Below are 12,488 nucleotides of genomic sequence, written 5' to 3'. Positions count from 1 at the left end.
GGCGGCGGGATCTCCCGCCGCCCCCTTCCCCTGTTCACTGGCGGGGCGTCACTGGCAGTCCTGCCCGGTGTTGATGCACTCGACCACCTGGTTCATCAGCTCGTCGTCCATGACGTTGATGAAGTCGTTGTGGTCGGTGATCGGCTTGTGCAGCTGCTCCGGGAAGCCGTCCACCGCGAACGGGGCCTGGATCTGCCCGTTCTCGATGACCGGGGCCGGGACGTCGTACACCAGCCGGACCTGGAGCTGCGGGATCGCCACGAAGCCGTTGGCGCAGGTGCCGTCCTCCTGGACGAACGCCACATGGTCGCGGTGGTTGGCGCTGTCGATGTTCTGGCCGTCCCAGCAGCTCTGGAAGTTGGCCGTGCGCACCACCTGGCTGCCCTGCGGGCAGATCGGGTACTTGTCGCGCAGCTGGCGGTCCTCGAAGCCGGTGCAGCTCCATGCGGCGTTGGCGTTCGCGTCGCCGTTGGTGAACGCGTTGGCGGCGCCGGTGATGATGCGCAGGAACTTCGGCATCGCGACGACGTCGCCCTGCTTGTTGCCGACGAAGCGGATCTCGGCCTGGCTGGCCTTCACCACCCGGCCGACGTTGCCTTCGAGGCCACCGCCGAGTTCATTGGCGTCGAACTCCTGGGTGCCGTCCTGGACGCGGATCACCGGCCAGTAGTACGTGGACTTGTCTGCCTGGTTCTGGCAGGAGGTGTCGGCGTTGGCCAGGTCCTCGTCGCTGGCGAAGGCGTCGTTGCCCTGGTTGCCCACGTAGTCGTGGAGGTGGTGGGCGCCGTTGTCGACACCGGGGGCGACGATCAGGTTGTCGGTGTTGAACTTGTTGTTCTCGTTCACACCGCAGACCGTGGTGAACGAGCCCTGCGACCCGCTGTCGCCGTTGGCCGCGAAGCCGTTGCCGTTCGACGGCGGGGTGTTGGGCTCGACGGTGGTGATGTCCACGAAGTCGTCGGCGAACGGTCCGGCGGCACCGTTGCCGTTGTCGCCGACCTGGCCGCCGTCGCCGCCGCCGTTGCCGGCGTCACCGCCGCCGTCGCCCTGGCCGGGATCCACGCTCGGTTCCTGGCTCGCGGGCGGCGTGCCGCCGTCGCCGTTGTTGACCTCGTCGCCGCCCATGCCCTTGCACTCGGCGAGCTTGCCCAGCCACCTCGGCGTGGTGCCGCCCGCGCGCCGGACGTTGATGCCGATCCGGTCGATGGTGGCGACGCGCTTGGACTTCAGCGGGTTGAGGATGGCGTTCTGGACGAAGGCCGGGTCCCCTTCCTGGGCCTGACGTGTCGACGCGAGCCGGGCGTACGCCTCGGTGATCTGCTTGTCGAGGTTCGCCAGCTCCCTGGCGACCCCGTTGCGTGCCCGGCGGGGCACCTTCCGCAGCTTTTCACCGACGTCCGGACAGGAGATCGTGGCGATCTGCGCGCCCGTCGTCTTGACCCGGTTCTCCGCCTTGTTCGACTCGTGCGCCGAGGCGTAGAAGTTCGCCCAGACCAGCCCGCCCCCACCGAGCGCTAGGGCCGCCGATGCGGCTATGGCCTTGGTGGCCAGCGGCGTACGGCGTTTTCTTGTGTTGCGTCCCATGGAACTCCTCTGACTTCCTTGCGGGGCATCCCTTGCGGGGCAGCGAGGCGCCCGACAGGAGTGAAGCGGCGCCCTGACATACGGAGGCGGTTCCACCGGTGTTCAGCCGTCGCGGAAATTGACCGGAGATTCTTGTGTCCCGTGCGTTTCAACTGCCTTTCGGGCACCGGGAGTTGTTGATCCGCTGCGGTCGGTGGCCGCGCCCCCCGCGGGTCGGCGGGCGCGCGGGACGTACCGTGAGGGGCATGGAGATCTGGATCAACCCTGCCTGTTCCAAGTGCCGTGCCGCCGTCGGTCTGCTGGACGCGGAGGGGGCCGAGTACACCGTCCGCCGCTATCTGGAGGACGTGCCGGGCGAGGACGAGATCAGGGACGTGCTCGCCCGCCTCGGCCTCGAACCCTGGGACATCACCCGCACCCAGGAGGCCGTCGCCAGGGAGCTGGGCGTCAAGGAGTGGCCGCGGGACGCGGGCGCGCGGGACCGGTGGATCTCCGCGCTCGCGGAGCACCCGAAGCTGATCCAGCGGCCGATCATCACGGCCGGCGACGGCACGGCGGTGGTGGCCAGGACCGACGAGGCCGTACGGGACGCGCTCTCCCGGGGGTGACGCAGGTCACTCGGATCTCCTCCCGTGACCACTGAGTAACCTCGTTCGAGATCTCGTACATAGCGGCGTACGCTCCCCGACCTCTTCAGGAGGCGCGCATGTCGCGTAGGAGAAAGCTCAGTACGAAGAAGAAGATCGCGCTGCTGGTGAGCGCCGCGTCGGTGGCGGGAGGCGGTGCGTTCGTCATGGCCAGCACCTCCAACGCCGCCCAGACCGCCGCCGACTCCACCGTCTGTCAGGGGCTGGCCACCGCCCTCGGCAACAACCAGCGGTTCATCGAGGGCCAGCGGGCCGCTCCCGACGCGCAGTCGGAGGCCCGGATCGCCAACCGTGAGGCGGTCATCGCCCAGATCCGCCTCCAGCAGGAGGCGTCCGGGTGCGAGGTCGGCGAGGCGATCGGGGGGTCGGCTCAGGACCCCCAGGCGCAGCCGTCCCAGCCCGCGGCGGGTCAGGGCGGTGACGCGGGGGCCGGTGACGCGGGCGCGGGTGCCGGTGGCGGTGGCGGGGGTGCCGTGGCCGCCGGGGAGCAGGTGTGCAACGGCTCCACCGTCACGCTCTCCGGCGAGGGCGGCGCCCCGGCCGCGTCCAGCAACCAGTTCCCGGCCGGGACGAAGCTGAAGGTGACCAACCTGGACAACAACAAGTCCACGACCGTGGAGGTCACCTCCGTCTCCGGCAGCTGTGTGCTGCTGAACGACGCCGCCTTCGAACAGGTCCGCGAACCCGGCAAGTTCCTGATCCGCCGGGCGGTCATCGAGAAGGTGGGCTGAGGAACCCTGCGAGGCGGCGTCGGGGGGCGTCACCTCGCAGGTCAGGGGGGTGCCCCGCCGTTCCCGGCCGGGAGCGGCGGGGCCGCGTCGTCGTCCGCCCCCCGCCCTGACCGCCGTATTCCCATCGCATACGAGCCGGTACGGGCCGTCGTACGGCCATGGCCGTACGGGGCGGGCACCGGCGGCCGTCGGCCGGGGGCGGCGCACTCCGCCCCGCCTCACGGCGTGAGCCCGGCCACACCACCACCAGGTAACACGGGGTTCACAAACGGGCAATGGCCGGGAAACCGCCTGTTGACAGGCTGCGGGACACATGAGCGCGGCGCACCGGTGCCGCAGCGCCGCAGCACCCGCAAGCGCGCCCAGACCCACCCCGAAGGAAGTGGCCCGTGACCTTCAAGGCTGAGTACATCTGGATCGACGGCACCGAGCCGACCGCCAAGCTTCGTTCCAAGACGAAGATCATTGCCGGTGACGCCGAGGGTGCCGAGCTGCCGATCTGGGGCTTCGACGGGTCCTCCACCAACCAGGCCGAGGGCCACGCCTCGGACTGTGTGCTCAAGCCGGTCTTCTCCTGCCCGGACCCGATCCGCGGCGGCGACGACATCCTGGTGCTGTGCGAGGTCCTCAACACGGACATGACCCCGCACTCCTCCAACACGCGCGCCGCGCTCACCGAGGTCGCGGAGAAGTTCGCCGCCCAGGAGCCGATCTTCGGCATCGAGCAGGAGTACACCTTCTTCGACGGCTCCCGCCCGCTGGGCTTCCCCGAGGGCGGCTTCCCCGCCCCGCAGGGCGGCTACTACTGCGGTGTCGGCGCCGACGAGATCTTCGGCCGTGACGTCGTCGAGGCCCACCTGGACAACTGCCTGAAGGCGGGCCTGGGCATCTCCGGCATCAACGCCGAGGTCATGCCCGGCCAGTGGGAGTTCCAGGTCGGCCCGCTGTCCCCGCTGGAGGTCTCCGACCAGCTGTGGGTGGCCCGCTGGCTGCTCTACCGCACCGCCGAGGACTTCGGCGTCTCCGCCACCCTCGACCCCAAGCCGGTCAAGGGCGACTGGAACGGCGCGGGCGCGCACACCAACTTCTCCACCAAGGCGATGCGTGAGGGCTACGACGCGATCATCACCGCCTGCGAGTCGCTCGGTGAGGGCTCCAAGCCGCTCGACCACGTCAAGAACTACGGCGCGGGCATCGACGACCGCCTCACCGGCCTGCACGAGACCGCCCCGTGGAACGAGTACTCCTACGGCGTCTCCAACCGCGGTGCCTCGGTGCGCATCCCGTGGCAGGTCGAGAAGGACGGCAAGGGCTACATCGAGGACCGCCGCCCCAACGCCAACGTCGACCCGTACGTGGTGACCCGCCTCCTCGTCGACACCTGCTGCTCGGCGCTGGAGAAGGCCGGTCAGGTCTGATCCGTCGGCTTTCCGAGGGGCGCCCGCCGAACCGGTGGGCGCCCCTTCGCGTGCCCGCCGTCTCTGCTGACGGCAGACGGGGCTTCCGCGCCGCCCCGCCCTCCTGGCAGAGTTCACCGGCATGAGGCTGCTGACGCTGGGCGGTACGGAGTTCGTGGGACGGGCCGTCGTCGAGGCGGCGCTGGCGCGCGGCTGGGACGTGACCGTCTTCCACCGTGGGCGACACGCCCCGCCCGCCGGGGCGCGCTCCCTGCACGGCGACCGCACCGACCCCGACGGTCTCGCCGCGCTCACGGCGGAAGGCCCCTGGGACGCCGTCGTGGACACCTGGTCGGCGGCGCCCCCTGCGGTCCGGGACGCGGCACGGCTGCTGCGCGACCGTGCCGGCCGGTACGCGTACGTGTCGAGCTGCTCGGTGTACGCCTGGCCGCCCGCCGCCGGGTACACCGAGGACGCGCCCCTGGTCGACGGCGCCTCGCCCCACGCCGACGCCACCGACTACGCGCGGGACAAGCGGGGCGGTGAACTGGCCGCCGAGGAGGCCTTCGGCGCCGACCGGACACTGCTCGTGCGGTGCGGGCTGATCCTGGGGCCCTACGAGAACATCGGCCGCCTGCCGTGGTGGCTGAACCGCACCGCCCGCGGCGGCCCCGTCCTCGCTCCCGGCCCACGCGAGCTGCCGCTCCAGTACGTCGACGTCCGGGACCTCGCCGCATGGACCCTGGACGCGCTGGCGGCCGGGCTGAGCGGGCCCTGCAACCTCATCAGCCCCTCGGGGCACGCCACCACCGCCGAGCTGCTGGAGGCCTGCGCCGCGGTGACGGGCGGGGCGGCCGAACTGCGCTGGACCGACCCCGCCGCCGTACTGGCGGCGGGCATCCAGCCCTGGACGCAGCTGCCGGTGTGGGTGCCGCCGGACAGCGAGCTGCACGCCGCCCTGCACCGCGCGGACGTCTCCCGGGCCCTCGCCACGGGCCTGCGCTGCCGTCCCGTGAGGGAGACCGTCGCCGACACCTGGCACTGGCTGCGCGGCATCGGCGGCACCGCGCCACAGCGCCCGGACCGGCCGCCCGTGGGCCTTGACCCGGAGCTGGAGGCGAAGGCGCTGGCCGGTTGAGGGAAGGCTCTGTTCGAATTTGCGAGGGCCTCCCACGGGCCTCATGAGCCCGCCCTGAAACACTCCCAATCACCCAGCTCACCAGCGGATTTGAGGGCGGCTCAGCCACCCCCGATTGTCAGTGGCGGGCAGTAGACTGGTAGCAGTGTTCGAGAGCCAGGAGGTTACCTGTGCCCGCTGCCGCACTGAAGGCGAAGCCGCTGCCCACCCAGTCCACCGCGTCCCGTCCCGTCCTGCTCGACCTGCCGTACGCACCCGTGGAGAAGCGCCCCCTGCCGCCGGGCCGCCCCCGCGAGTGGTACATCACGCACAACCGCCGCCTCAAGGCCCTGCGCCTGGCGATCGCCCTGCTCGACTCGGGCGTCTACGTGCCCAACCAGGCGCGCAACGAGACGATCAGGAGCACCGCCGAACTGATCGGAGTGCACCCGCCGTCGGACACGACCTGCCACATGGTCCGGGCGCTGATCCGCTACCACCGCTGAGGGGGAACCACCGGGGGCCGTCCCACCCGGGACGGCCCCCGGAGGTGGCCGGTCAGTCACAGGCCCGGGGCGCCCCAGAGGGGGAACCAGCGGCTCAGGTCCTGCTCGACGCGCAGGTCGTTGACGAGGACGGCCTTGATCTGAAGTTCCAGTGCGCTGTCGCGCCGCTGTCCGGGGCCGCCGGGCAGCGGCGCGAACGGGTAGAAGGTGCCCCGCTTGTAGAGGTAGACCAGCGCCAGGGGCCGCCCGTCCGCGTCCCGGAAGCCGACCAGTGAGCAGAGCAGCTGCGGGCCGAAGCCGTTGATCTCCATGGAGCTGTTCACGGCGTGCAGGTCGTTGACGAGCTGGGGCAGCTCGTCGGGAGCCCGCCGCGAGACCAGCCAGGTGTACCCGTAGTCGTCCCGCTCCAGACTCACCGGCGAGCCCCGCCGGTCCGCGTCCGCGTCCAGCAGGGCCCGCACCTCGCGGTGGATCTGCTCGAAGGCGGCGCCCTCCACCGTGGCGAAGCAGACCGCGCCCCGCCCGGTCGGTGTGAAGGAGGCCGCGGCCTCCAGGGTCACGGCGGCCGACGGCAGCGCGAAGAGCTGGTCGAGATCGGGTGCGACCGGCTTGCTGCGGCCCAGCAGGATGTCCATCAGCCGCCCCATGTCACCGCCCCGTCCCCTCGCCCAGCTCCGCCGACATCCGTCCCAGCTGCTCCAGCCGCTGCTCCAGGGTCGGATGCGTGGAGAACAGCCGGGCCAGGCTCGGCTCCCGGCCCAGCGCCGGGGTGAAGTAGAACGCGTTGAAGGCCTGCGCGGTGCGCAGGTCCCGGGTCGGGATTCTGGCGATGTCCCCGGTGACCTTGGTCAGGGCGGCGGCCAGCGCCGAGGGACGGCCGGTGAGCTGCGCTGCGGCCCGGTCCGCCGCCAGCTCCCGGTACCGGGACAGCGCCCGGATGAGCAGGAAACTGATCGCGTACACGGCCGCGGAGACCGCCATCACGGCCATGAACACGACGGCGGTGTTCTGGTCCCGCCGCCCGCCGCCGAACAGCTGCGAGTAGAACGCGAACCGGACGATCAGCCCCGCGATCACCCCGAGGAAGGAGGCGACCGTGATCACGGCGACGTCCCGGTGCGCCACGTGCGACAGCTCGTGCGCGAGCACGCCCTCCAGCTCCGCGGGCTCCAGCCGCCGCAGCAGCCCGTCGGTCACACAGACCACCGCGTGATCGGCGTTCCGCCCGGTGGCGAACGCGTTCGGCAGGTCCATCGCGGAGACGGCGACCACCGGCTTCGGCATGTCCGCCATCGCGGTCAGCCGGTCCACCACCGCGTGCAGCTCGGGATACTCCTGCCGCTCCACGACCCGCCCGCGCATCGCGTACAACGCGATCCGGTCGGAGAACCAGTACTGCGCCCCCAGCAGCCCGGCCGCGATCACCACCACCAGCACCCACGACTTCAGCAGCACGATCAGCGCGGCGATGAACGCCACGTACAACAACCCGAGCAGGAACAGCGTGACCCCCATCCGGGCGGTCAACCGCCGATCACTCCGGAAGCGGCTGTGCATGTGCTCACCCCGCAGTTCCCTGGAACGCGCCTGCGTCACTGCCAGTGTGCACCAGCCCCACCCAAAGGGCGCAAAGCGCCCGCTACGGCAATCAACCCCGGAAGCCGGTGTACCCCAGCAGCAGGATCACCGTCGCCATGATCCCGAAGACCAGCGCCACCGACATCCACGGCGACCTCTCCCGCCGTATGCGCCCCCGCCTGCGGACTCGGCCGCGCCCCCGCCCCTCCGGCTCCGGGCGGAACGGGACGGGTCCCGGCGGCTCGTGCTTCCAGCGCTCGGCGAGCATGCGGGCCCGCGCCGAGGGCTCCTTGTGCTCGGCCTCGTCGGCCCACTTGATGTCGAACTCCCGCTCGGAGTCGCCCTGGTCCGTCATCCCCGTTCGCCTCTCTCGACGATTCATCGTTCACCTACCAGGATCCCTCGCCCGCGCGGTTTCCGGGAGGCGCCGTCCGAAAACGCCCGAGGGGCGCCACCCGGACTCCGGGTGGCGCCCCTCGGGGTGGCCGGTCACACGTCGAAGTACAGCTCGAACTCGTGCGGGTGCGGACGCAGCTGGAGCGGCGCGATCTCGTTGGTGCGCTTGTAGTCGATCCAGGTCTCGATCAGGTCCGGGGTGAAGACGTCGCCCTGGAGGAGGAACTCGTGGTCGGCCTCGAGGGAGTCGAGGACGGCCGGGAGGGAGGTCGGGACCTGCGGGACGCCCGCGTGCTCCTCGGGGGCCAGCTCGTAGAGGTCCTTGTCGATCGGCTCGGCGGGCTCGATCTTGTTCTTGATGCCGTCCAGGCCCGCCAGGAGGAGGGCCGAGAAGGCCAGGTACGGGTTGCCGGAGGAGTCCGGCGCGCGGAACTCGACGCGCTTGGCCTTCGGGTTGGAGCCCGTGATCGGGATGCGCATCGCGGCGGAGCGGTTGCGCTGCGAGTAGACCAGGTTCACCGGGGCCTCGAAGCCCGGCACCAGGCGGTGGTAGGAGTTCACCGTCGGGTTGGTGAAGGCCAGCAGCGACGGGGCGTGCTTGAGGATGCCGCCGATGTAGAAGCGGGCGGTGTCCGAGAGCCCGGCGTAGCCCTGCTCGTCGTAGAACAGCGGGTCGCCGTTGCTCCACAGCGACTGGTGGACGTGCATGCCCGAGCCGTTGTCGCCGAAGATCGGCTTCGGCATGAAGGTCGCGGTCTTGCCGTTGCGCCAGGCGACGTTCTTCACGATGTACTTGAAGAGCTGGAGGTCGTCGGCGGCGGCGAGCAGCGTGTTGAACTTGTAGTTGATCTCGGCCTGGCCGGCGGTGCCCACCTCGTGGTGCTGGCGCTCGACCTTCAGACCGGCGCGGTCCAGCTCCAGGGAGATCTCGGCGCGCAGGTCGGCGAAGTGGTCGACCGGCGGGACCGGGAAGTAGCCGCCCTTGTAGCGGACCTTGTAGCCGCGGTTGTCCTCCAGCGCGCCGGTGTTCCAGGCGCCCGCCTCGGAGTCGATGTGGTAGAAGGACTCGTTCGACGAGGTGGCGAAGCGGACGCTGTCGAAGACGTAGAACTCCGCCTCCGGGCCGAAGTACGCCGTGTCGGCGATGCCCGTCGACGCCAGGTACGCCTCGGCCTTCTTCGCCACGTTGCGCGGGTCACGGCTGTACTGCTCGCCGGTGATCGGGTCGTGGATGAAGAAGTTCACGTTCAGCGTCTTGTCCCGGCGGAACGGGTCGACGCGGGCGGTGGACAGATCGGCGCGCAGCGCCATGTCGGACTCGTGAATGGCCTGGAAGCCCCGGATCGAGGAGCCGTCGAAGGCCAGTTCCTCGGTGGGGTCGAACGCCTCAGCGGGCACCGTGAAGTGCTGCATGACGCCCGGGAGGTCGCAGAAGCGGACGTCGATGAACTTGACGTCCTCGTCCGCGATGAACTTCTTGGCCTCGTCGGCGTTCTGGAACATCCAGCTCCTCCTACTCCCGACCGTCCCGCCGGGGTGGTAGTTCGTTGTGCGGCCAGTGCGGTGGCACACGCTGACCTCGACCCTAGGGACGCGTGATTTCTCGGGCGTGACCCATTTGTTTCGCACAAGTTAACCGGGCTGCTTCCACCGTAGCTCCGGAACACCCCGCCGTGGTCCTCTCGAATGCGCGGTCGGTACCTTGTACGGGTGGACAAGAGGCGAGCAATCGGATCGTGGCTCTCCGGGCCCCGCGCGGCCCTGGAACAAGAGGGAGCGGACTTCGGATACCGGGGGCAGCAGCTGGGACTCCCGGAGTCCGGACCGGGGTCGCTGGCGGGACCCGGGCGCCGCCTGGCGGCCCTCGCGATCGACTGGGGCCTCTGCCTCTTGATCGCATACGGCCTGATCACGGACGGCTATCGGCAGGCCACGGGCAACTGGGCCCTGCTCATCTTCTTCGTGCTGAGCGTCCTGACGGTCGGCACCATCGGCTGCACCCCGGGCAAGCGGCTGCTCGGCCTGCGCGTGGTCGTCCTGGAGACGGGCACGGTCAGCCCGACGCGCGCCCTGGTGCGCTCGGCCCTGCTGTGCCTGGCCATCCCCGCCCTCGTCTGGGACCGCGACGGCCGCGGCTTCCACGACCGGCTGGCCCGCACGGTCGAGGTGCGGATCTAGGGGCCCGGTTCACTGTTTCACCCCTTCACCGTCTCACCGTTACGACGATGGGGGCGCCCGGTGTCACACCGGGCGCCCCCATCGTTGTAACGGTCGGGCGGGGCTCAGCGGGGCTTGGGGCCGCCCCTCGGCATGCGCATGCCCTTCGGCATCGGGCCCTTGGGCAGCGGCATGTTGCTCATCAGGTCACCGAGGGCGCGCAGCCGGTCGTTGGTGACGGTGATCTGCGGGCCGCTGAGGACGCGGGGGAGCTTCAGCATGGTGGTGCGCAGCTTCTTCAGCTCGACCATGCCCTCGCCGTTGCCGACGATCAGGTCGTGCACCGGGACGTCCGCGACGATGCGGTTCATCTTCTTCTTCTCGGCGGCGAGCAGGCTCTTCACCCGGTTCGGGTTGCCCTCGGCGACCAGCACGATGCCCGGCTTGCCGACGGCCCGGTGCACCACGTCCTGGCTGCGGTTCATCGCCACCGCGGGGGTCGTGGTCCAGCCCCGGCCGATGTTGTCGAGCACGGCCGCCGCCGCGCCCGGCTGGCCTTCCATCTGCCCGAAGGCGGCTCGCTCGGCCCGGCGCCCGAAGACGATCGCCGTCGCGAGGAAGGCGAGCAGCAGGCCCAGGATGCCTAGGTAGATGGGGTGCCCGATCAAGAAACCGATCGCGAGGAAGACACCGAAGGTGACGATTCCGACAGCCGCGAGTACAAGACCGATCTTCTTGTCGGCCTTGCGGGTCATCTTGTAGGTCAGGGCGATCTGCTTCAGTCGCCCGGGGTTCGCAGCGTCCGCTGCGGTTTCCTTCCTCGCCATGTCACGAAGTCTACGTGGCCCTGGCAGTGCCGACGACGGCGGTGTCCCGGCGGGACGGGCGAGGACGGGGACGGGGTCAGGAGGAGCGGGCGGCCAGGGCCTGTTCGAGGAGCCGCTCGGCCTCGACGCGGTCCTTGGCCCGGCGGCGGTCCTCCAGGACGGAGGTCCAGGCGTTGCGGCGGGCGGTGCGCTGCCCGCCGCTCATGAGCAGTGACTCGACGGCACGCAGCGCTTCGGTGATCGACGGGATCGCTGTGGCTCGGACGGGCGCGGCCTGCATGATGGGGGTCCCCCTCGGTACGGGCTCTGGGTACGGGTGCACGTGGCGTGAGGCCAGGGTCACTGTTCGGTGTTACCAGGGCGTGACCGACCGGTCAAACGCCCATGAAGGCCTGATGGGGCGGGTCGGAACGCCGACGCGGCCCCGACCGGGGCCCTCATCTGCGAGGACGGTCGGGACCGCGTCGTATCGGCCGCTACTGGCAGGTAGCTTCTTGTGCGGGAATTCACACGTGCGTCGTATGCCGGTGGTACGTACGCCGGGTGACGGGCTGTCAGACGGCCTGGGTGGCGACGTAGGCGCCACGCTTCTCGACGGCCATCTGGTACAGGCGTCCGGCGCGGTAGGAGGACCGGACCAGCGGGCCGGACATCACACCGGAGAAGCCGATCTGCTCGGCCTCCTCCTTCAGCTCCACGAACTCCTGCGGCTTGACCCAGCGCTCCACCGGGTGGTGGCGCACCGAGGGACGCAGGTACTGGGTGATGGTGATCAGCTCGCACCCGGCCTCGTGCAGCTGGCGCAGCGCCTCGCTGATCTCCTCACGGGTCTCGCCCATGCCGAGGATCAGGTTGGACTTGGTGACCAGGCCGAAGTCGCGGGCGTCGGTGATGACCCTCAGGGAGCGGTCGTAGCGGAAGCCCGGGCGGATGCGCTTGAAGATCCTCGGGACCGTCTCGACGTTGTGCGCGAAGACCTCGGGGCGGGACTCGAAGACCTCGCGCAGCAGCTCGGGCACGGCGTTGAAGTCGGGGGCCAGCAGCTCGACCTTGGTGCGGCCGCCCTCGCGCTCCGCGGTCTGCTGGTGGATCTGGCGGACCGTCTCGGCGTACAGCCAGGCGCCGCCGTCCTCCAGGTCGTCGCGGGCGACGCCGGTGATCGTGGCGTAGTTCAGGTCCATGGTGACCACGGACTCGCCGACGCGGCGGGGCTCGTCACGGTCGAGGGCCTCGGGCTTGCCGGTGTCGATCTGGCAGAAGTCGCAGCGCCGGGTGCACTGGTCACCGCCGATGAGGAACGTGGCCTCCCGGTCCTCCCAGCACTCGTAGATGTTGGGGCAGCCGGCTTCCTGGCAGACCGTGTGCAGGCCCTCGCTCTTCACGAGGTTCTGCATCTTCGTGTACTCGGGGCCCATTTTCGCCCGGGTCTTGATCCACTCGGGCTTGCGCTCGATGGGGGTCTGGCTGTTGCGGACCTCCAGGCGCAGCATCTTGCGTCCGTCGGGGGTGACTGCGGACACGACCGGCTCCCTAGCGATTGATTCTTCG

At 70.3% G+C, this 12,488-nt stretch carries 14 protein-coding genes; 6 read left to right on the top strand and 8 right to left on the bottom strand.

What is annotated here, in order from left to right:
- Positions 1-48 precede the first annotated feature (48 nt).
- Positions 49-1,584: a DUF1996 domain-containing protein gene (locus KBY47_RS02020; RefSeq protein ID WP_210919082.1), complete on the bottom strand. Its 1,536-nt coding sequence runs from the start codon at positions 1,582-1,584 to the stop codon at positions 49-51.
- A 245-nt stretch (positions 1,585-1,829) separates the two neighbouring features.
- On the opposite strand from KBY47_RS02020, the gene KBY47_RS02015 reads away from it, so the two are divergent.
- The 5 genes from KBY47_RS02015 (at position 1,830) to KBY47_RS01995 (ending at position 5,982) form a co-directional block, all read left to right on the top strand.
- Positions 1,830-2,192 (top strand): arsenate reductase family protein, encoded by a 363-nt coding sequence (locus tag KBY47_RS02015; protein WP_210919081.1) that lies wholly within the window; start codon positions 1,830-1,832, stop codon positions 2,190-2,192.
- A 98-nt stretch (positions 2,193-2,290) separates the two neighbouring features.
- Positions 2,291-2,962: a hypothetical protein gene (locus tag KBY47_RS02010; protein ID WP_210919080.1), complete on the top strand. Its 672-nt coding sequence runs from the start codon at positions 2,291-2,293 to the stop codon at positions 2,960-2,962.
- Between the two features lie 389 nt (positions 2,963-3,351).
- Positions 3,352-4,380 (top strand): glutamine synthetase, encoded by a 1,029-nt coding sequence (gene glnII / locus KBY47_RS02005; protein ID WP_210919079.1) that lies wholly within the window; start codon positions 3,352-3,354, stop codon positions 4,378-4,380.
- A gap of 121 nt (positions 4,381-4,501) precedes the next feature.
- Positions 4,502-5,497: an NAD-dependent epimerase/dehydratase family protein gene (locus tag KBY47_RS02000; RefSeq protein ID WP_210919078.1), complete on the top strand. Its 996-nt coding sequence runs from the start codon at positions 4,502-4,504 to the stop codon at positions 5,495-5,497.
- 170 nt (positions 5,498-5,667) lie between these two features.
- On the top strand, positions 5,668-5,982 hold the full coding sequence (locus KBY47_RS01995; protein WP_210919077.1) for a hypothetical protein: 315 nt from the start codon (positions 5,668-5,670) through the stop codon (positions 5,980-5,982).
- Positions 5,983-6,038: 56 nt separating this feature from the next.
- Here KBY47_RS01995 and KBY47_RS01990 read toward each other — a convergent pair whose 3' ends face one another.
- The 4 genes from KBY47_RS01990 to glnA form a co-directional block, all read right to left on the bottom strand.
- Entirely contained in the window at positions 6,039-6,629 is a 591-nt protein-coding gene (locus tag KBY47_RS01990) for a hypothetical protein (protein ID WP_210919076.1), read from the bottom strand.
- Position 6,630: 1 nt separating this feature from the next.
- Entirely contained in the window at positions 6,631-7,539 is a 909-nt protein-coding gene (gene htpX / locus KBY47_RS01985; protein ID WP_210919075.1) for a zinc metalloprotease HtpX, read from the bottom strand.
- A gap of 91 nt (positions 7,540-7,630) precedes the next feature.
- Positions 7,631-7,915 (bottom strand): hypothetical protein, encoded by a 285-nt coding sequence (locus KBY47_RS01980; RefSeq protein WP_210919074.1) that lies wholly within the window; start codon positions 7,913-7,915, stop codon positions 7,631-7,633.
- A gap of 134 nt (positions 7,916-8,049) precedes the next feature.
- Complete coding sequence (gene glnA / locus KBY47_RS01975; RefSeq protein ID WP_210919073.1) at positions 8,050-9,459, bottom strand: type I glutamate--ammonia ligase; 1,410 nt, start codon at positions 9,457-9,459, stop codon at positions 8,050-8,052.
- A 207-nt stretch (positions 9,460-9,666) separates the two neighbouring features.
- Here glnA and KBY47_RS01970 point away from each other — a divergent pair, with 207 nt between their 5' ends.
- Positions 9,667-10,134, top strand: a complete 468-nt coding sequence (locus KBY47_RS01970) for an RDD family protein (RefSeq protein WP_210919072.1) — start codon at positions 9,667-9,669, stop codon at positions 10,132-10,134.
- A gap of 104 nt (positions 10,135-10,238) precedes the next feature.
- Here the strand turns inward: KBY47_RS01970 and KBY47_RS01965 are convergent, their stop codons facing one another.
- The 3 genes from KBY47_RS01965 to lipA form a co-directional block, all read right to left on the bottom strand.
- Positions 10,239-10,940, bottom strand: a complete 702-nt coding sequence (locus KBY47_RS01965) for a DUF4191 domain-containing protein (RefSeq protein ID WP_210919071.1) — start codon at positions 10,938-10,940, stop codon at positions 10,239-10,241.
- A gap of 76 nt (positions 10,941-11,016) precedes the next feature.
- Positions 11,017-11,220: a hypothetical protein gene (locus tag KBY47_RS01960; RefSeq protein WP_210919070.1), complete on the bottom strand. Its 204-nt coding sequence runs from the start codon at positions 11,218-11,220 to the stop codon at positions 11,017-11,019.
- Between the two features lie 274 nt (positions 11,221-11,494).
- Entirely contained in the window at positions 11,495-12,460 is a 966-nt protein-coding gene (gene lipA / locus KBY47_RS01955; protein ID WP_210919069.1) for a lipoyl synthase, read from the bottom strand.
- Positions 12,461-12,488 lie beyond the last annotated feature (28 nt).

The organism is Streptomyces sp. B93, from assembly GCF_018070565.1.
GTDB lineage: Bacteria > Actinomycetota > Actinomycetes > Streptomycetales > Streptomycetaceae > Streptomyces.
This window is presented reverse-complemented; position numbering and strand designations above follow the sequence as displayed.